At 60.7% G+C, this 19,660-nt stretch carries 19 protein-coding genes; 9 read left to right on the top strand and 10 right to left on the bottom strand.

The features are described 5' to 3' along the window. The first annotated feature begins 59 nt into the window (after positions 1-59). Positions 60-1,391 (top strand): UDP-glucose/GDP-mannose dehydrogenase family protein, encoded by a 1,332-nt coding sequence (locus tag FGF54_RS21445; RefSeq protein ID WP_142781046.1) that lies wholly within the window; start codon positions 60-62, stop codon positions 1,389-1,391. 86 nt (positions 1,392-1,477) lie between these two features. Continuing rightward, on the top strand, positions 1,478-2,500 hold the full coding sequence (locus tag FGF54_RS21440) for an NAD-dependent epimerase (protein WP_142781045.1): 1,023 nt from the start codon (positions 1,478-1,480) through the stop codon (positions 2,498-2,500). A 2-nt stretch (positions 2,501-2,502) separates the two neighbouring features. Here FGF54_RS21440 and FGF54_RS21435 read toward each other — a convergent pair whose 3' ends face one another. Genes FGF54_RS21435 through FGF54_RS21425 form a run of 3 tightly spaced genes read right to left on the bottom strand, consistent with a single transcriptional unit; the run spans position 2,503 to position 6,264 of the window. After that, a complete protein-coding gene (locus FGF54_RS21435; protein WP_003522515.1) occupies positions 2,503-3,549 on the bottom strand; it encodes a glutathione synthase in 1,047 nt (348 codons plus the stop codon). Positions 3,550-3,559: 10 nt separating this feature from the next. Next, positions 3,560-5,437 (bottom strand): flavohemoglobin expression-modulating QEGLA motif protein, encoded by a 1,878-nt coding sequence (locus tag FGF54_RS21430; protein WP_142781044.1) that lies wholly within the window; start codon positions 5,435-5,437, stop codon positions 3,560-3,562. Then, a complete protein-coding gene (locus FGF54_RS21425) occupies positions 5,434-6,264 on the bottom strand; it encodes an N-formylglutamate amidohydrolase (RefSeq protein ID WP_142781606.1) in 831 nt (276 codons plus the stop codon). The genes FGF54_RS21430 and FGF54_RS21425 overlap by 4 nt, the downstream gene beginning before the upstream one ends. A 292-nt stretch (positions 6,265-6,556) precedes the next feature. On the opposite strand from FGF54_RS21425, the gene FGF54_RS21415 reads away from it, so the two are divergent. The 6 genes from FGF54_RS21415 (at position 6,557) to FGF54_RS21390 (ending at position 10,438) form a co-directional block, all read left to right on the top strand. Then, positions 6,557-6,778, top strand: coding sequence for a hypothetical protein (locus tag FGF54_RS21415; protein WP_142781043.1), 222 nt, complete (start codon positions 6,557-6,559; stop codon positions 6,776-6,778). Between the two features lie 18 nt (positions 6,779-6,796). Further along, positions 6,797-7,357 (top strand): type 1 glutamine amidotransferase domain-containing protein, encoded by a 561-nt coding sequence (locus tag FGF54_RS21410; RefSeq protein WP_142781042.1) that lies wholly within the window; start codon positions 6,797-6,799, stop codon positions 7,355-7,357. Positions 7,358-7,419: 62 nt separating this feature from the next. After that, the gene (locus FGF54_RS21405; protein ID WP_142781041.1) at positions 7,420-7,860 is read left to right on the top strand and encodes a PPC domain-containing DNA-binding protein; all 441 of its coding nucleotides are present in this window, start codon (positions 7,420-7,422) and stop codon (positions 7,858-7,860) included. Positions 7,861-7,913: 53 nt separating this feature from the next. Further along, positions 7,914-8,774: a TIGR02587 family membrane protein gene (locus tag FGF54_RS21400; protein ID WP_142781040.1), complete on the top strand. Its 861-nt coding sequence runs from the start codon at positions 7,914-7,916 to the stop codon at positions 8,772-8,774. A gap of 7 nt (positions 8,775-8,781) precedes the next feature. Further along, a complete protein-coding gene (locus FGF54_RS21395; protein WP_142781039.1) occupies positions 8,782-9,192 on the top strand; it encodes a TIGR02588 family protein in 411 nt (136 codons plus the stop codon). 19 nt (positions 9,193-9,211) lie between these two features. Then, positions 9,212-10,438 (top strand): FAD-binding oxidoreductase, encoded by a 1,227-nt coding sequence (locus FGF54_RS21390; protein WP_142781038.1) that lies wholly within the window; start codon positions 9,212-9,214, stop codon positions 10,436-10,438. Between the two features lie 6 nt (positions 10,439-10,444). Here FGF54_RS21390 and FGF54_RS21385 read toward each other — a convergent pair whose 3' ends face one another. Continuing rightward, the gene (locus FGF54_RS21385; protein WP_059756862.1) at positions 10,445-10,930 is read right to left on the bottom strand and encodes an MgtC/SapB family protein; all 486 of its coding nucleotides are present in this window, start codon (positions 10,928-10,930) and stop codon (positions 10,445-10,447) included. A 173-nt stretch (positions 10,931-11,103) separates the two neighbouring features. Between FGF54_RS21385 and FGF54_RS21380 the strand changes: the two genes are divergently transcribed. Beyond that, positions 11,104-11,604 (top strand): ferritin-like domain-containing protein, encoded by a 501-nt coding sequence (locus FGF54_RS21380; RefSeq protein ID WP_020811535.1) that lies wholly within the window; start codon positions 11,104-11,106, stop codon positions 11,602-11,604. Positions 11,605-11,680: 76 nt separating this feature from the next. Here the strand turns inward: FGF54_RS21380 and FGF54_RS21375 are convergent, their stop codons facing one another. From FGF54_RS21375 to mmsB, 6 genes are all read right to left on the bottom strand, one after another. After that, the gene (locus tag FGF54_RS21375) at positions 11,681-14,017 is read right to left on the bottom strand and encodes a glucose/quinate/shikimate family membrane-bound PQQ-dependent dehydrogenase (RefSeq protein ID WP_142781037.1); all 2,337 of its coding nucleotides are present in this window, start codon (positions 14,015-14,017) and stop codon (positions 11,681-11,683) included. Between the two features lie 103 nt (positions 14,018-14,120). Further along, the gene (locus tag FGF54_RS21370) at positions 14,121-14,372 is read right to left on the bottom strand and encodes a hypothetical protein (protein ID WP_142781036.1); all 252 of its coding nucleotides are present in this window, start codon (positions 14,370-14,372) and stop codon (positions 14,121-14,123) included. A 490-nt stretch (positions 14,373-14,862) separates the two neighbouring features. Then, positions 14,863-15,906, bottom strand: a complete 1,044-nt coding sequence (locus FGF54_RS21360) for a helix-turn-helix domain-containing protein (protein ID WP_142781035.1) — start codon at positions 15,904-15,906, stop codon at positions 14,863-14,865. Between the two features lie 118 nt (positions 15,907-16,024). Continuing rightward, a complete protein-coding gene (locus tag FGF54_RS21355) occupies positions 16,025-16,810 on the bottom strand; it encodes a 3-hydroxybutyrate dehydrogenase (protein ID WP_142781034.1) in 786 nt (261 codons plus the stop codon). A gap of 4 nt (positions 16,811-16,814) precedes the next feature. Further along, positions 16,815-18,770 (bottom strand): acetoacetate--CoA ligase, encoded by a 1,956-nt coding sequence (locus FGF54_RS21350; protein WP_142781033.1) that lies wholly within the window; start codon positions 18,768-18,770, stop codon positions 16,815-16,817. Continuing rightward, complete coding sequence (gene mmsB, locus FGF54_RS21345; RefSeq protein ID WP_142781032.1) at positions 18,767-19,651, bottom strand: 3-hydroxyisobutyrate dehydrogenase; 885 nt, start codon at positions 19,649-19,651, stop codon at positions 18,767-18,769. Before mmsB ends, FGF54_RS21350 begins: the two co-directional genes overlap by 4 nt. Positions 19,652-19,660 lie beyond the last annotated feature (9 nt).

Here is a 19,660-nt window from a genome sequence, read left to right as displayed (position 1 = left end):
CGATTTCCCCGGCTGATATTGCCGCGTTAACATGGCCTCGCTAACCGAAAGGAAAAAGAATGCGGATTGTGATGATCGGTTCGGGTTATGTCGGCCTCGTGTCCGGCGCGTGTTTTGCCGATTTCGGCCATGACGTGGTCTGCGTCGACAAGATGCCGGAGAAGATCGAGGCCCTGAAAAACGGCCATATTCCGATCTTCGAACCGGGCCTGGAGACCATCGTCGCCAACAATGCCAAGGCCGGGCGGTTGAGCTTCACCACCGATCTTTCCGCAGCCGTCGCCAATGCCGATGTCGTCTTCATCGCGGTCGGCACGCCCTCGCGGCGCGGCGATGGCCATGCCGATCTCGGTTATGTCTATGCGGCGGCGAAAGAGATCGCCCATGCGCTTGACGGCTTCACCGTCATCGTCACCAAATCCACCGTTCCCGTCGGCACCGGCGACGAGGTGGAGCGCATCATCCACGAGGAAAACCCCTCGGCCGATTTTGCGGTTGTCTCCAACCCGGAATTCCTGCGCGAAGGTGCCGCCATCGAGGATTTCAAGCGGCCGGACCGCATCGTCGTCGGCCTTTCGGATGAGCGCGCCCGCCCCGTCATGACCGAGGTTTACCGCCCGCTCTATCTCAATCAGTCGCCGCTGCTCTTCACCACAAGACGCGCTTCCGAACTCATCAAATATGCCGCCAACGCCTTTCTGGCGATGAAGATCACCTTCATCAACGAAATGGCTGACCTCTGCGAAAAGGTCGGCGCCAATGTGCAGGATGTTTCGCGCGGGATCGGCCTCGATGGCCGTATCGGTTCGAAATTCCTGCATGCCGGCCCCGGTTATGGCGGCTCCTGTTTCCCGAAGGACACGCTGGCGCTTGCGAAAACCGCGCAGGACTATGATGCGCCGGTGCGGCTGATCGAGACCACCATCGCCATCAACGACAACCGCAAGCGCGCCATGGGCCGCAAGGTCATCAATGCGGTGGGCGGCGATGTGCGCGGCAAGAAGATCGCCGTGCTCGGCCTCACCTTCAAGCCGAATACCGACGACATGCGCGACAGCCCGGCAATCGCCATCATCCAGACCCTGCAGGACGGCGGTGCGAAAGTGGTCGGTTACGATCCGGAAGGCATGGCGAATGCCCGCCATCTGATGGAAGACATCGACTATGCGGCCGGTCCATACGAGGCAGCCGAAGATGCCGACGCCGTGGTGATCGTGACGGAATGGAACCAGTTCCGTGCACTCGACCTGCCGCGCCTGAAGGCGATCATGAAAACCCCTGTTCTGGTGGACCTGCGCAATATCTACCGCACGGATGAGGTTGCCGCGCATGGCTTCATCTATGCCGCCGTCGGCCGTCCGCACGAAGGCGGTTCCGACAAGGGCGCATAGAGGTTTCGTTTTCGCCATTTCATTAAAAGGTTTTCTGCGCTTCGGTCAGACCGCAAACGCACCAACGGATTCGGGATATAATCATCATGCGTTATCTGGTTACCGGCACGGCTGGCTTCATCGGCTTTTATGTTGCCAAGCGACTTTTGGACGCCGGCCATTTCGTGACCGGTTTCGACGGCATGACGAAATATTACGATGTCAGCCTCAAGGAAAAACGCCACGCCATTCTTTCCCGCTCCAACGGCTTCCGGGCCGAAATCGGCATGCTGGAAGATACGGATGCGCTGAAGCGCGCGGCAGAAGCCGCCGAACCGGAAATCATCATCCACCTCGCCGCACAGGCAGGCGTCCGTTACAGCCTTGAAAATCCACGGGCCTATATCGATTCCAATCTCATCGGCTCGTTCAACATGCTGGAGCTCGCGAGAAGCTTGCAGGTCAAGCACCTGATGCTGGCATCGACCTCCTCCATCTATGGCGCCAACGAAAAAATCCCCTTCGCGGAAAGCGACAAGGCCGACGAGCCGATGACGCTCTACGCGGCCACCAAAAAATCGATGGAGCTGATGGCGCATAGCTATGCCCATCTGCACAAGCTGCCCACCACCGCCTTCCGTTTCTTTACGGTTTACGGCCCCTGGGGACGGCCGGACATGGCGCCGATCAAATTCGTCGACGCCGTTTCCAACGGCCGGCCGATCGATATTTACGGGCAAGGCAATATGAGCCGCGACTTCACCTATATCGACGATCTGGTGGAGGGCATCGTCCGGTTGAGCACGGTTATCCCGTCCGAGGAAAACCGCGTCACGCAGGAAGGCGTCACCGATACGCTCTCGCATCACGCGCCCTTCCGCGTGGTCAATATCGGCGGCGGCCAGCCGGTGGAGCTGATGCATTTCGTCGAGACGGTCGAAAAGGCGGTCGGGAAACCCGCAATCCGCAACATGCTGCCGATGCAGCAGGGCGATGTTCCCCGCACCTTCGCCTCGCCCGATCTTCTAAGGGCATTGACCGGTTACGTGCCGCAAACCCCGGTCGAAGAGGGCATCAAGGCCCTCGTCGCCTGGTATCGCGAGATGCACCCGACCGAATTACGGGAATAACCTCACAACGTCGCCAGCAGGCGGTTGGAGATGGTGCCGCCGGAAGCGCTCTGCATGGTGATCTTGGTTTCGACGGCCTCGATGATCGTGTCGCTGAAATCCATCTCCGTGAGATCGCGGATATTGGAAAGGCCACCCGGGGAAAACACGTTCACTTCCAGTATCTTGTCGCCAACGATATCGAGCCCGACGAGGAACATGCCGTCCTCCACCAGCTTCGGCCGCACCATTTCGGCAAGCGCCACGATCTCATCCGTCACCTTCACGGCTTCCGCCGTGCCATGGGCATGGATATTGGAGCGCAGGTCGCCCTTGGCGGGCACACGGCGAAGGGCGGCATATTTGCCTTCACGCATCAGCGGCCGGCCATTCATCATGAAGAAGCGGATGTCGCCATCCTTGGCGGCCGGCAGATAAGCTTGCGCGATCAGATATCCCTCAAGGCTCACCGCCTCGAAAATCTGGTTGAGATTGGTCTCTTTGCTGGAGCCGATCTTGAAGACGTTCTTGCCGCCCGAGCCCTGCAGCGGCTTGACGATGACGCCCTTGGGGTGCGCGTCGGCAAAGGCGCGGATCTCCTCGACATTGCGCGAAATGATCGTGGTCGGGCGGACGATTTCGGGAAAGCTCTGGAAATAGAGCTTATTCTGCGCGAGCGCCAGACCTTCGGGATCGTTCAGCACGACGACGCCCCGCTGTTCGGCCAGCCGCCCGAACAGGATGCCGGCATGCACCGCCCATGGCCGCGTCGTCTGGTCGAGCGAGGGGTCGTTGCGGAGCATCAGCGCATCGATTTCCTCCACATCCATGGTTCGCCGCTCCAGCGCCTTGTCCTGAAGTGTGGAATGGAACGTCTCGCCTTTCTTGATTTTGCCCTTCGGCAGCACGGTGGCGTGAATGGTCAGGCTGTCGTCCGAGCGCAATGTGAAATCGCCGGGCGTCAGATAGACCACCTCATGACCGCGATTGAGTGCGGCCATGGCAAGCAGCCCGGTCGCGTAGTTCGGTCCCTCTGTTTCGATGGAATTGACGAAAAATGCGATACGCATGAAGCCCCTCCTATAATGTCGCCAGTTCGGCAATGGATAATCCCGCCCGTATTTTTTCCAGCCGTTCATTGGCCTTGGCGGGCAGCAGAAATGCGGGCCTGACGCCCGGCGGCCGCAACAGGCCGCGCAGGGCAAGCTCCTGCATCACCGGAAAATGGGCGGCGGCGATCTTGCCCATCCAGAACGGATCGAGCGCCCCGCCCCTGCGCAGATGATCCAGCACCTCCGCCAGCCCGCGCAGATAGATCGCATCCTTGGAAAGACCGCCGCCGCGATAGATGCGCAGCACCATGTTGAAGGCCCCGGCCTCATCGAAACCGTGATCGCGGGTCATGGTGCGGAAGGTCTCCACGAAGCTCGCACCATCCAGCATGGCGGCGCAGCCGATAACGCGGCCGGCGATCAGCCGCAGGCGCTCACGCGTCATGCCGCCGGCCAGATGTTCCGCCAGCACAGCCAGCCCTTCCTGCACGCCCTCATAACCGGAAAGGCCGGTGCGGAAGAGACGCAGCCCCTGAAACGAGCCGTTGAAATAGGTCAGAAGATGCACGCCGATCTCATGCGACAGCAGTGCCTCTACACGGCGCTGTTCCATAACAGTGTGGCGGGAAATCAAAAGCTTCTCGCCCGTCACCATCAGGCCCGGCGGCAGGTCGTCGCGGATTTCAACGCGCGCCTTGAATTCCGGGGCTTCCGCAAGATAGGTCTCGACCATCTCCCGCGACTTCTTGGCGACCGCGTAACAATCGACCATGGCGATTTCGCCGCTCTCATCCCTGCGCGGACAATCCTCGAGCACACGAAGCGCCAGCGTCAGAAGAGCGGGCTCGACCCCACCGTAAAGGGCGCGTGAAAAATCGGTGAAGGTGCGGTGGTGCAGGTTCGCAAGCATCGTCAGTTGCAGGTCGATCTCCTGCTGTTTCTCCCGGTAGAGATGATAGAGCACCGGGTCTTCCAGATGATCGAACACGACAGAATAGAGCTTGCGTTTCTGCTCCTCGACATCAACGCCAAGCGGCCGATAAAGCAGGCGTGGCGCAAACTGAAAGCCGCCATCGCGAAACTCCTCAAATGCCCGGCGGGCATTGATGGGCGTGACGGAAAGCAGAAAATCGAAGGATGAAACAATATCGTCAATGGACCGGTCGGCACGCCTGACGGCATCGACGAAGGCCTTGCGCCCCAGCGCCCGATGGCTGGTAACCTTGAGCGCGTCCTTGCCCGAAGCGAAGGATGAAAAAGCCTGCAGACCGGCATCGAAAAGATCGGCGATCATCGTCACCCGCAGGCCCGGATAATCCGCACCGGATTCCGGCTGGCGGTAGATCGGCGCAAAACGCACGCTGATACAGGGAAAATCGAGGCCCGCTTTTTTGAAGCGCAGAACGGGATCGGCATCCGGTTCCGGCCGGGTGATGCGCGGCGTGCGAAAACGCACTTCGGCATCGCAAACCGCCTTGATGAAGACCCGGCGGGCATTCTGCGTTTCTGGCTCAGCCGTCGCCGAGACGGAAACCTCATAATGCGGCAGGAAAGGCGAATCGTCGGCCAGCAGGATGTCATGCTCCAGCTCACCGATATCGAGGACGATGAATGCGCCGAAGCGCTGCCGCATGACCGTGCCAACGGCCTCGATCAGCGGTGCAGCCTCCTGAATGGTCGACGCGATCAGATAGGAGGCATGGGCGGCGGCGATATCGCGGGCGGCGAGATTTTTCGTGCCGCCCGTCAGATGCAGGCAGAGGAATGGCAGCGGCCGGTCGATATGCAGACGACCGTCTTTGCCGACATCGCGGCGGATGGCCTTGCCAGCCTTGAGGCAGGACACGACATCATCGACCAGATCGGCGATGGGAGACGGTGCGCTGCGGGCGGAAGAGAGATTCATCGCCGCGACCTCAGGCACTCTTCGAGCACCGGCTGGAGTGCCGTTATCGCTTGACGAATATCCGCCACCACACGCGCATCCGGCTTTCCCGTCCACTCGTCCATGAAGAATTTCTTGAACTCGATTGCGATGGCGCAGCCATTTTCGGCGAACCTTTCGTGGATGAAACGGGTCTGCTCCCCCTTGCCCTGGAACGCAACGTTCTCGCGAACATCGAGGCGGCGTCCGCCGATGGTCGCTGACGCGAAGTGGTGCCCGACCGCGCTCACGATATCGCCCCAGCGGCTGCGATCCATGGAAAAGGTGCCTATATTGATATCGGGCGCCTCCGCCTGCGCCGTCGGCGGCGCAGCGGCGCCCTGCCGGCGATGATTATAGCTGTGTACATCCAGCACGACGAAGGCGCCGTGCCGCCTTTCGATTGCAGAGAGCACTGTCTCCAGCATCGCATAATAGTCGGCGTGAAAATCGAGCGATTGCCGGATAGCTTTCTGCGCCGGCTCCTCTTTCCAGACCTCAAGCCCCCAGGATTGTTCCGGCTTCAGATAGATCGCCTGATCGGCCGCACGGTTGAGATCGATTTCGAAACGCGAATGGTGAACGACGAGACGGTTCGTCAGTCCCGCGATCATCTCACCGGTTAAAGGGTCTTCCTCCCGCAGCCGCTGTTCCGGGGAAAGGGCGATGAGCCCGGATATGTCCGGTCTAATGCGATGACCGTCGTGAATGGCCGTGCCTATAACCGGTGAGTTGCCGAAATCGATCGACCAGAAACCCTTGTTGTCGTTGTCACCGCGGTATTCGTCGTCGCTCTGTCTGGCTGCCATGCTGCCTCCCCTGCATCGGGGATAAAACAGCGGGACATGCCCGTTTGTTCCGGTAAAAAATTGCGCGCGATACATTCGGCACCAGCAACGAGGCCGCCGAAAAAACTGCGGAACCTTACCGGAAAGCTCACGTTGTTCCAGCAGGAGGGGCCGCCGTGTCAAACGGACGCGATGGCGCTGAAGAACATCGGGATTTTTCCGTTTTCTCCCGGTGGCCAACGAAATGGCAGCCGAGCTTCTTACCCATCCGGCACCCCTCCGTTCCCGCTTTCCACGCACAAGGAGCCGCGACATGGAAAAGACCGAAACACGCAGACTTGCGGAAGAATATTTGCGTCTCGGCGGCACGCGTCAGGTGATGATCGACGACAACAAGACCTTCGTGCGCCAATGGCAGCACGAACCGGAGGAAGCCGAACGGTTCTGGCAAACGCATATCGAAAATCTCGACGCGGAGCGGCTCAAGGACGTGGAATTTTTCCTTCCCTCCATCAATTCCGACAAGGAAGACTGAACCCGAAAGGAGACAGACATGACTGCCATCAACGCTGCAAAAATCCTCATTCTCGCAACGGACGGCTATGAGCGTTCCGAATTGCGCGTGCCCTATGACCAGCTGAAGGCCAAAGGTGCAGACGTGAAGGTCGCCTCCATCAAGGAGGGCGAGATCAAGAGCTGGGACAAGAAAGACTGGGGTGACAGCATCGCCGTCGATCTATCCGCCAAGGCCGTAAAAACCGAAGATTTTGACGCGCTGGTTCTACCCGGCGGCCAGATCAATCCGGACGTTCTGCGCCATGACGAGGATGCGATGCGGGTGGTGCGTGATTTCATCAAATCCGGCAAGGTTGTGGCCGCCATCTGCCACGCACCCTGGCTGCTTGTAGAAGCCGACGCCCTGCGGGGCCGCGACGCCACCTCCTATTGGTCGATCAAGACCGACCTCAAGAACGCCGGCGCAAACTGGAAGGATGAAAAGGTGGTGACCGACAAGGGAATCATTACCTCCCGCAGCCCTGACGATCTTGACGCCTTCGTCGCCAAGATCGTGGAAGAGGTCGAGGAAGGCCGCCACGAACGCCGCGCCGCTTAAGACACACACCCCTATTCCCGTGCCGCCGGTTTTCCGGCGGCACTTCTATTTGGGAGGAACACATGAAAAGCAGATTGCTGGCAAGCGGCGCGGAGCGTACCTTCATCCTCGTCATCGATCCCGAGGAAGAAGCCTTCGAGGCCATCAGGCGCTTTGCCAAGGTCGAGAACATCAACGCCGCCTCGGTGAGCGCGATAGGCGCCTTCGCCACGGCAACACTCGCCTTTTTCGATCTTTCGACGCGGGACTATAAGGAAATACCGGTCACCGACCAGAGCGAGGTTCTGAGCCTGCTCGGCGATATCACCCTTGACGAGAACGACACGCCCAATCCGCACCTGCATGTGGTTCTGGGCTTTGCCGATGGCTCCACCAAGGGCGGCCATTTTCTAAAAGGGGTGGTGCGGCCGACGCTGGAAGTCGTCATCCGCGAAACACCTGCGGAATTGCGGCGCAGTTATCGCCCGGAATTCGGCATCGCTCTCATCGACCCCGCGAAATAAACCCACGGAACCGGAGAAACGCCATTGCGTTATCGCTCTGGACAGGGGGCGGCATGGTGGCGGCAATCAATCGAAGAGATGCGAACGATGACGAGGTCGGGCAATTTCTGATCGGCCTCGCGCGCGGCACGGCAGGTGCATTGCTGTTTGCCCTGCCCATGCTGATGACCATGGAAATGTGGTTTCTCGGTCTTTACATCAATTCCTGGCGGCTTCTCCTGCTCTGCATCCTCAACCTGCCGCTGCTGTTGCTTCTCGCCCGCCGCATCGGTTTCGAAAATGTTCACTCATGGAGCCAGGCGCTGCGCGATGCGATAACGGCCTATGGGCTGGGCATCGCCGTCAGCGCCGCCGTGCTGCTGCTGTTCGGCATTCTGAACGACCAGATCACCGCCTCCAACATCGTCGCCAAGATTGCGCTGCAATCCGTTCCAGCCAGCATCGGCGCACTGCTTGGGCGCAGCCAGCTCGGTCAGCATTCCGACGAGGAGGATGAAGAGGAGGGCGAATATTCCGGCGAGACGGGTTATCTGCACGAACTGTTCATGATGGTGGTCGGCGCGCTTTTCCTCAGCCTCAATGTCGCGCCGACGGAAGAAATGATCCTGATCGCCTATAAGGTGACGCCCTATCACATTCTGGCGCTTTGCCTGCTGTCAATCGCCATCATGCATGGCTTTGTCTACGCGCTTCACTTCAAGGGTTCGCACCAGCTTCACGAAGGGCAGAAGTGGTGGCAATCCTTCATCCGCTTCACCCTACCCGGCTATGTCATCGCCATCGCCATCAGCATCTATACACTCTGGACCTTCGAGCGCCTCGACCACACCTCGCTGTCGCAGATCATGAATGCCGCCGTCATTCTCGGCGTTCCCGCCTCGATCGGCGCGGCCTCTGCCCGGTTGATCCTGTGAGGGCAAGATGACGATATCCAAGGGCCGCAAACATACGGAAAGCCCCGAGCCCCACTGGGTGGAATGGCTGACGGGCGCCATCTGCACGTTTCTTGTCGCCGCCATGCTCGGCTGGATCGGCTATGACATTTATCGCTACAGGCCGGAGGATGCCCGCTTCGAAATCGCCGTTACCGGTGTGGAGGCGCAGGCCGGGCAATACCGGGTGCGGTTCGATATCCGCAACCTTTCCATGACGACGGCGGCGCAGGTGCAGGTGCGCGGCGACCTGCAGCAAAACGACGCAACGCTGGAGAGCGCCGATGTGACATTCGATTACGTCGCTTCGGAGTCTCGCGACACCGGCACGCTTTTCTTCCACAACGATCCCCGCAGCGCAACGCTCACCATCAATGTCGCCGGCTATACCGAGCCGTGACACCTTTCAGGATGATTTCATGCCGACATCGGAACTGACGAAAGAACGCGACCTCAGGGATTCAAAGCCCGTGTGGGCTGATACGCCGCGCATTGGCGTCCGCAGCCGGCACACGCCGGAGGCCGACCGTTACGACACGATCGTCGTCGGCGCCGGCATCAGCGGCGCGCTGGTGTCCCACGCCCTGCAACGACCGGGTCAATCCATGCTGATCGTCGACCGGCGCGAGGCGGTCATGGGCAGCAGCGTTGCCAGCACCGCGATGATCCAGCACGAAATCGACACGCCGCTGACACAGCTTCGAAAGATGATCGGCAGGCAGGCGGCTGACAGGGCATGGCAGCGTTCCGCCCGCGCCGTCCTGCGGCTGGAGGAAATCGTTTCTTCGCTCGGCATTTCCTGCAGCATGAGGCGCAAACAGGCCCTTTATCTGGCTGGAGACGAAATGGGATCGCGCGCGTTGAAGGCCGAAACGGCAGCCCGCAAAGAAGCGGGCATCGAGGCCCGCTTTCTCACCGCTGCGGAACTGAGGGAGCAATACGGCTTGCACCGGACCGGGGCCATCCTCAGCGATATTTCGGCCTCCGCCAATCCCGCGCAGCTGACGGCCGGCCTGCTGCGCCACACGGCGGGCGCCGGCGCCGAAATCGTCTCTCAGCTTGAGATCACCGATCTCAGGAAGCTCGGCGACGAGGTTGTCCTTGCGACCGCCGGCGGCAAAATTCTTTCAGCGCGCAATGTCGTTTTCTGCACCGGCTATGAATTCCTGAAAATGCTGGAGAGCCCGAAACACCAGATCATTTCCACCTGGGCGCTGGCGAGCAGAAAGGGGCTCGACCTACCCGACTGGCTGGAGAACCATATCGTCTGGGAGGCGTCCGATCCCTATCTCTACCTGCGCACCGACCGCGAGGGGCGGATGATCGCCGGAGGCGAGGACGAGGAAAACCCCACCGCCTACCAGTCGGAGCGCAAGCTCGCCGCCAAGGCCGAGACGATCCGCCGCAAGATCGAAAAGCTTCTCGGCATCGATATGGGAAAGCCGGAATATCGCTGGGCAGCCGCCTTCGGCACGACCACCACCGGCCTGCCGCTGATTGGCGCGGTGCCCGGAATGAACAACGTCTATGCCGTGATGGGTTTCGGTGGCAACGGCATCACTTTCAGCCAGATCGCCGCTGAAATCGTGGCCGCCGCCGTCAATGGCGGCAAGGACCCCGACGCCGATCTTTTCCGCTTCGGCTGACGTCGTTCATTCCTCCTTGATGCCCGCCGCCACCTGTATGCGGCGCAGCGTCCACAGAACGACAATGCCCATTACAGAAGCGAGAAGGGCAAGCGGCCACATGCCAAGGCCGGCCGAGAGGCCGATTGCCGCCGAAAGCCACATGCTGGCGCCCGTCGTCAGACCTTTGACATCGCCTCTGGTATAAACGACCACACCCGCCGCGAGAAAGGCGATGCCCGCCGTCACGGCCTCCACCAGCCGGATGGGATCGAGCCGCGCGGCCTCATGGCCTTCCGCCATCGTCTCCATCATGTGAATGGTGATGACGCAGAAGGTGACGGCGGCAAGGCCGATCAGCATGTTGGTGCGCAGGCCGGCCGTGTTCTTGTGAAACTCACGTTCCAGACCGATCAGGCCGCACAGGATGACTGCGCCGAATACACGCACCAGCAGCACCTCGAAGGGGATGGAAATATTCATGGAAAATTCTTCTGCAAGGCTCTGGGGCACTGTCGCGTCTCCTCCCGAAATTTCTTCACACTAAGTTCGCAAGAGGCGTGTTGGTTCCGCGCGGCAATATAAACGTTGCGCGCAACCGAGCCGGAACCATGGGCGCAGCAAAGGGTTTGTCTCCCGTGCGCATGGGCGCACGTCATGCATTTTCACACATGGGAGAAGGAACAATGGCCGAGAAAAAGCTCGACGACCTGTTTTACGATACGCTGAAGGATATCTATTACGCCGAGAGGCAGATCCTGAAAGCCCTGCCGAAAATGGCCCGGGCGGCGACCGATCCGAAGCTGAAACAGGCCTTTGAAAAACACAAGGAAGAAACGCAGGGACACATCGAACGCCTGCAGGAAGTGTTCGAGATCATCGGCAGGCGGGCGCAGGGCAAGACCTGCGAGGCGATCCAGGGCATCATTGCCGAAGGTGAGGAGATCATCGACGATTTCAAGGGCACCGCGGCTCTCGATGCGGGCCTCATCTCGTCGGCGCAGGCGGTCGAGCATTACGAGATCGCCCGCTACGGCACGTTGAAAGCCTGGGCGGAAAAGCTTGGACACGGCAATGTCGTTTCCCTGCTGGACGCCACGCTGAAGGAAGAGTCCAAGACCGATGACGCGCTGACTTCGCTCGCCAAGACCTCGATCAATGCGGCAGCTCAGAAAAAGGCGGCATGACGCTGTCTGCGACACCAACAAAAAACCGGAATGGGCGACCATTCCGGTTTTTTATGCGTGTTGAAACCTGCGGAAATTACGGCAGGGTATAGGCGATCACATAGTCGCCCGGCTTGGTTCCGACGGAGCCGTGACCACCCGCAACCATCACCACATATTGCTTGCCGCCATCCAGCGCATAGGTCATCGGCGTTGCCTGACCGCCGGCCGGCAGGCGCGCTTCCCAAAGCTGCCTGCCGGTTGTCAGGTCATAGGCGCGCAGATAGTTGTCGACGGCAGCACCGAGGAAGGCGACGCCGCCCTTGGTGATCATCGGCCCGCCAATGCCCGGCACACCCAGTTTGAAGGGCAGCGGCAGCGGCGTCATGTCATGGACCGTGCCGTTCTTGTGCTTGTAGGCGATATCGCCGGTGCGCAGGTCAGCACCCGCGACATAACCCCATGGCGGGGCCTGGCAGGGGATTTTCAGCGGGCCGAGGAACGGGCCCATGAACACGCCATAGGGCGCGCCGTCGTTGCGGTTCAGGCCCTGTTCGCTACCCTTTTCGTCCTGACCCTTCGGCGGAATGTCGGCGCGCGGCACCAACCGCGAGGTGAAGGCGAGATAGGTCGGCATGCCGAACATCACCTGACGCTCGGGATCGACCGCCACGCTGCCCCAGTTGAAGGTGCCGAAATTGCCGGGATAGATGATCGAGCCTGTCAGCGAGGGCGGCGTATAGCGGCCCTTGTAGTTCAGCTGATGGAAGCGGATGCGGCAGGCGAGCTGGTCGAACATGGAGACGCCCCACATGTCCTTTTCCTGCAAGGGCGCCGGCTTGAAGGACAAGGCCGTCGTCGGTTGCGTCGGGGAGGTGAAGTCCTCCGGGATGGCGCCGCCCGGCGCGGGCTCTTCGGTGATCGGCAGAAGCGGCTCGCCGGTGCGCCGGTCGAGAACGTAGATATCGCCCTGCTTGGTGGGGCCGACGAGGGCCGGCACGGTCTGGCCATCCTTGGTGATGTCGAGCAGCACCGGCTGGGCTGGCACGTCCATGTCCCAGAGATCGTGATGAACCGTCTGGCGCACCCAGCGATCCTTGCCGGTGTTTATGTCCAGCGCGACGATGGAGGAGGAATATTTCTCCACATTCTCGCTGCGGCCCATACCGAGCTGATCCGGCACCTGATTGCCGAGCGGGATATAAACGAGGCCTAGGCCTTCATCGTAACTGAAGACCGACCAGCTGTTGGGCGAATTGGTGGTGTAGGTTTCACCCGCCGCAATCGGTTCGGTTTTCGCCGGGTTGCCGGAATCCCAGTTCCAGACGAGCGCGCCGCTGTTCACATCGAAAGCGCGGATGACGCCGGACTGTTCCTGCGTGGAATAGTTGTCGTTCACCGCGCCGCCGATGATGATCTTGCCCGCCACGATGACGGGCGGCGAGGTCGAATAATAATAACCGGCGGGGTTGTATTTCATGCCCTGCTCAAGATGCAGCACACCCTGATCGGCAAAGGACGTGCAGACCTGACCGGTGGCGGCATCGAGCGCGATCAGCCGCGCATCCGAGGTCGGCAGGTAGACGCGTTCGGCGCAGGCCGTGCCCTGCGTGGCATTCGGCTCGGCATAATAGGAAACGCCGCGGCATGTCTGGTGCTGGCGATCCGGATTGAGACCGACATTCGGATCGTATTTCCATTTTTCCTTGCCTGTGGCGGCATCGATGGCAATCGCCCAATTATGCGGCGTGCAGATATAAAGCGTATTGCCGATCTTCAGCGGCGTCACCTGATAGGTGGTTTCACCCACATCATCGGGCAGCTTCACATCGCCCGTCTGGTAACGCCAGGCTTCCTTGAGCTGCGAGACATTGTCGACATTGACCTGGGTGAGCGGCGAATAACGCTGGCCATAGGGTGTGCGGCCATATTGATGCCAGTCACCGTCAGGCACATTGCCGCCATAGGCGGGCGTGGCCGAGGCCGTTTCCTGAGGCAGGGAACCTGCGGTATCGTGCGGATCCTGCGCCATGGAATATCCGGCCACGACGATGGAGGCGAGGACGGAAAGGGCAAGCGGCCAGGCATTCGGCCCATAGCTAAGCCCGGTCGGGCTCGAAAAACCGAGCGGCTTTCTGACCCAGGGAACCAGAAGCCAGAGGCCGATGAGAATGATGATGCCGCCGCGCGGGCCAAGCTGCCACCAGTCGAAGCCGACTTCCCAGATGGCCCAGGCGAGCGTCGCGACAATGAAGACGGCATAGACGTGAAGGGCTGCGCGATTGCGCTTGAACAGCAGAATGGCCGTCAGCAGAAAGGCCAGTCCGGAAAGCACGTAATAAAAGCTCCCGCCCAGCATGACGAGCTGAGAGCCGAAACCGAACAGCGCAAGACCGATCAGCGTGAGAACAACTGCAGTGACGGTGACTGCCATGAATGAAACCCCCGATTCCTGTCACTTTGCGTGAAATGAAATCGGGCGCGATCTGGTTCCATGAAAATTATCACCGGTGCGAAAAAACTTCACGCCACGGTGGTCACGGGTTTTGCGGTGCTCCGGTCGAATCCTGCGGGGCGGGCGCAGTCTCAGTCTGCGGGTTCTGCGGCAGGTTCTCGTCGGGTTCGAAAACCGAATATTCGACAACGGCCCAAACCACCAATGCAAGAAGCACGCTGACGATCAGAATGACAAGCACGGGACGGCCGCGCGATCCCTGCCGCGCGCGCGTTGCCGTTTCGCTTTTCGGCGCATCCCGACCGTCGAGATAGCTGGCATTTTCTCTGGCCATGTCTTTCACTCCCTGTAACCCTGTTGATCTAATCACTGGGGTCAGGGTTTTGTTCCAGACGCGGAAAAACGACGTTAGCCTCATTCGGCCGGCAAACGCGCCCTGTCACAGTCCGCCATATCCACCGCGCTAAAGCTTTGCCCAAGGCCGAGCCAGGAAACCGGCCGCCGCGCTCCATCATCCGTTTCCGATGGATCGTCTGCGGGGCTGTCTGAATTCGCCAATGGCAGGGGTGATGGCCGCCTGCGAAATCGGGGGCCGGAAAAGGAGAGGTGTTGTTTCAACGCATGGCGCCATTGGCGACACAGGTCCAGAAAAGCGAGGATTCTCAGCATCATGATTGTCAGGCAATATATTGATAAAAATAACCTGCCCTGTGTGGCACGTCTGGAAGATATGCGCATCCCCATCGCGCCGCAGCCTCAGCGAATGGTCGGATTGTGCCAACAAACCCGCATAAAGTGTCAGAAGGGCATCCGAAAAAGCGTGGTCAGCGGCCGAGCTGCACGATCCAGCGGGTCCATTCCGCGCTATCCGGCTTCACAATATCCGACGTGAGGTCGCGGTTTTCCAAAGCGAAATGCCGCATCTGACGCGGCGAAAGGCCGAAGGTCTTCTTGAAGACGCGGCTGAAATTTTCCGGATTGGTGAAACCATAGGACGCCGCCACCTCGGCAATCGTCATATGCGCCGATTGCGGTGCCCGCAGAAAATCCATCGCGCGTTCAAGACGCCGATGGGTGATGCAGGCCGAAAACCCTCTCAGCGGCTCGAAAAGCCGATAGACGGTGCGCCGTGATACGCCGAATTCGCCCATCACCTTCTCCACCGACAGCGCCGGATCGAGCAGGTGATTGTCGATATAGCGCCGGATGGATGCCCGGAGCGCCCGCTGCACGCCCTGCGCATTGTCGTGCCCGACATGATTGTTGATGGCGGCTGCGGCAAGGTCCAGAAGCGGCGAGACCGTGGCTGCGCCCTCACTGGCGTTCATCACGTCGAAATGGCGATAGATGCTCGTCATCGTTTCACGCAGCAGCGATACCAGCGGTAGACCGGCCGGCAGCACACGTTCATGATGATTGCCGGAACCGACAAGCCTGCCTTCCAGCAGCCGGCGCGGCACGACGAGGCTGAGATGGTCGTGGTCTGTCGTCGCGGTCGCCAGCGGTTGCGCCATGTCGATGAGATAGAGGTCGCCGGGGCCTGCGGTCTCGCCCGATCCACGTCGCGACATGCTTTGTCCACTGGCGTAGAATTGCAGGAGAAAGCCGTCCATGCCGTCGCGGGCAAGCTTGTGGCGCGAACGGTCGAAATCCTGCGCCGAGGACTGAGTGCGGCCGAGCGCGACATTGCCGATGAAAGCCGCATCGACGCTGGCGAAGAAACCGTCATCCTGCGGGCGACGCAGCCGGGCATCGAACAGCACATTGATCGAATCCCGCCAAAGCCCCATGGCGTCGCGTTTCGGCACCTGGCGCGTATCGAAGCGGGAACGCGCCAGCGGCGCTTCAAAAGACCCTGTGTTCATCATGATGCTTTTCCGTGAACACGGCGCTGACCCCGCCGTCCACGAAAACTATACAGGATTGAAACCACTCAACAATGCCGGAAGCCGATGAGACGGTTCGCTTAAAGCGCGTGCGCGAAAATTATTTCGCCGTCCAGCCGCCATCGATGGAGATGGTGGTGCCGGTGATGGAGCGGGCCATATCGCCCGCGAGATAAAGCGCCATTTCCGCCACTTCTTCCGGTTGCACGAACCGCCTTGTCGGCTGCGGCGCAAGCATCACCTTCTTCACCACGTCCTCTTCGCTCATGCCGTGCACGCGCGCCTGATCGGCGACCTGGGCGGCGACAAGCGGGGTCCAGACATAACCGGGGCAGATGGCGTTACAGGTAATGCCGAGTTCGGCGACTTCCAGCGCCACGCTTTTCGTCAGACCCACCACCGCATGTTTGGTCGCCACATAAGGCCCCTTGAAGGGCGACGCGCGCAGGCCATGGGCGGAGGCGATGTTGACGATGCGGCCCCAGCCCCTTTCCTTCATGCCCGGCAGGGCCGCATGGATGGTGTGAAACGCGCTGTCGAGCGAGATGGCGACGATGCGGGAGAAATCGGCGAAATCGAACTCGTCGATCGGCGCAACCTTCTGAATGCCGGCATTGTTGACGAGGACGTCGATATGACCGAATTCGGCAATGACGGTTTCCGGCAGATGGGCGCTTTCATCATAATTGGCGAGGTTGGCGGCAAAATAGACCGGTCTGTGGCGCGCCACCTTCGCGACCGCCTCCAGCGCCTGCGTCGCCTCCTCCGTCGTTTCTATGCCATGCACCGCGACCAGATATCCCGCCTCGGCGAAACGCTTGGCGATGGCGAGCCCGATGCCGCTGGTGGAACCCGTGACAAGCACGGTTTTCGGTTGATCCTCCATCGGCCTAGTCCTTCAGCTGCGGCAGGTTGCGGAAAAGTTCGAGCGCTTCGGGATTGGCGAGCGCATCGGCATTCTTCACCGGCCGGCCATGGATGGTGTCGCGCACCGCGATTTCGGAAATCTTGCCCGAACGGGTGCGGGGAATGGCGCTGACGGCAATGATCCTTGCCGGCACATGCCGCGGTGTGGCGCCCGAACGGATGCGGCTGCGGATAGTTTTTTCCAGCTCTTCCGTCAAAACCGCGCCGCCCTTCATGCGCAGGAAGAGGATGACCCGCTGATCACCGTCTATATCCTGCCCCACGGCAATCGCCTCTTCGACTTCAGGCACGGTTTCCACCTGCCGGTAGATTTCCGCAGTCCCGATGCGAACCCCGCCGGGATTGAGCGTCGTGTCCGAGCGTCCATGGATGACATAGCCGCCGGAGGGGCGCATTTCGGCGAAATCGCCATGTGCCCAGATGCCGGGGAAACGATCGAAATAAGCGGCCTGATAGCGCGAGCCATCCTCATCGCCCCAGAACTTCACCGGCATCGACAGATGCGCATTGCGGCAGACGAGTTCGCCGGCAACGCCGCGAACGGAATGTCCCTCATCATCAAGCGTGTCGATATCCATGCCGAGCATCGCACCCTGCAATTCGCCGCGATGCACCGGCTGCAAAGGGTTGCCGCCGAGGAAACAGGCGCAGATATCCGTGCCGCCGGAAATGGAGGCGAGGTGCAAGTCGGCCTTCCAGTCGCGATAGATGTAATCGAAGGATTGCGGGATGAGCGGCGAGCCTGTCGAAAGGATCGTCCTGAGCGATGAAAGATCGTGGCTTTCGCGCGGCTTCAGCCCGGCCTTCAGGCAGGCGTCGATAAACTTCGCCGACGTGCCGAAAGTCGCGATCCGTTCGGCGTCGATGAGATCGATCAGCCGCGCAGATGTCGGATAACCGGGATTGCCGTCATAGGTGACGAGCGTAGCGCCAAGCGCCAGACCGGAGACCTGCCAGTTCCACATCATCCAGCCGCAGGTGGTGAAATAAAAGAAGCGCTCGCCCTCCTGAATATCGCATTGCAGCTTCAGTTCCTTCATGTGCTGAAGAAGCAAACCGCCGCCGGAATGGGTGATGCATTTCGGCTTGCCAGTGGTGCCCGAGGAATAAAGGATCGCCAGCGGCGCCTTGACGGGCAGACGATTGAAGGCAATCTCGCCCGCCGCATAAGGTGCGACGAAATCCGTAAGCGTCACGCAGCCGAGATCGGCAAGGCTTGCGGGAACGGCGTCGCCGATCAGCACGATCTTTTCAGGAGTTGCATTTTCCGCCACGGCGCGGATGGTGGGCCCGACATCGATGCGTTTGCCGGCATAACCATATTCCGGCACGGCGATGAGGATTTTCGGGCCGATCTGCGACAGGCGGTCGGAGGCTCCCGCCGGCCCGAAATCCGGCGAGCAGGAGGACCAGATCGCCCCGATGGCGCTGACAGCCAGATAGCTGACAATCGCCTCGATATCATGGGTGACGATGGCCCCGACGCGGTCGCCTTCGCTCACACCCGCATGGGCAAGAGCCTGCACCATGCGGGACACTTCGTCGTAAAGCTCTCTGCGGGTAATCTCGCGCCTTGTGCCATCGTCGCGATGGGCGATGATGGCCAGCCGCGCGTCGGCATTGCGCAGAAGGTTCTCCGCATAATTGAGCCTTGCGCCCGGATAGAACTCGGCCTCCCGGATCGTCGCGCCCGGTTTGAACGCCGTGTCGCCACGTGTGCCGACAATGCCGAGTTCATCCCACAGCGTATCGTAAAATTCATCCGGCGCGTCGATGGACCAGCGCAGCAGGCCGGCATAGTCATCGGCGGCCTGCCCGTGCAGCTTTGCCGTTTTCGTCGCGAAGGCGAAAAGCGCCGAGCGCTCCAGCCTCTTCTCCGGCGGCATCCATAAGATGTCGGATGGCGCGGCGTCCGTCATGCTTCGCCCCCGCGCAGCATTTCGACGATGGCGGAAAAATCGCGCCCGCCGCTCCCCTCATCGACGAAGTTCTCGTAAAGCGCCGCCGCCGCCGCACCGAGCGGGGTGGAAGCCCCGGCTCCATTGGCGGCCTCCTGCGAAAGCTTCAGATCCTTCAGCATCAGGGCCGCCGCAAATCCGGGCTGGTAATCCTTGTTGGCGGGCGATGTCGGCACCGGGCCCGGCACCGGGCAATAGGTCGTGAGCGACCAGCATTGCCCGGAAGAGGTGGAAGCGACATCGAACAGCGCCTGATGCGAGAGGCCGAGTTTTTCGCCCAGAACAAAAGCTTCCGAAACGGCGATCATGGAAATGCCGAGGATCATGTTGTTGCAGATCTTCGCCGCCTGGCCGTTGCCGCCCTTGCCGCAATGCACGATCTTCTTGCCCATCGCCTCCAGCACCGGCTTTGCCGCAGAGAAAGCCTCCGCCTCGCCGCCGCACATGAAGGTCAGGGTGCCCGCCGCAGCCCCGCCCGTTCCGCCCGATACGGGCGCATCGACCGATGGGCAACGCACGGAAGCGGCCAGCTCATGTGCCTTCAGGGCACTTTCCATATCCACCGTCGAGCAATCGATGAGAAGCGTTCCAGCAGGGATTTTCCGAACCAGATCGCCATAGACCGACACGACATGTTCGCCCTTCGGCAGCATGGTGATGATCACCTCTGCCGCTTCGATGGCTTCGGCGGAATCCGCCGCTACGGGAATGCCCGCCTCTTTCGCCGCCGCGCGGCAGGCTTCGGAAAGATCGTGACCCCTGACGGCATATCCGGCCTTGACGAGATTGGCGGCCATGGGCAGGCCCATATGTCCCAGCCCGATAAAAGCGACGGTCTTCATCGGAGCGCT

The sequence above is a fragment of the Agrobacterium sp. T29 genome, assembly GCF_006970545.1.
GTDB classification, from domain to species: domain Bacteria; phylum Pseudomonadota; class Alphaproteobacteria; order Rhizobiales; family Rhizobiaceae; genus Agrobacterium; species Agrobacterium leguminum.
The sequence above is the reverse complement of the archived record's forward strand: the minus strand, read 5'-3'. Positions and strand labels throughout refer to the sequence as shown.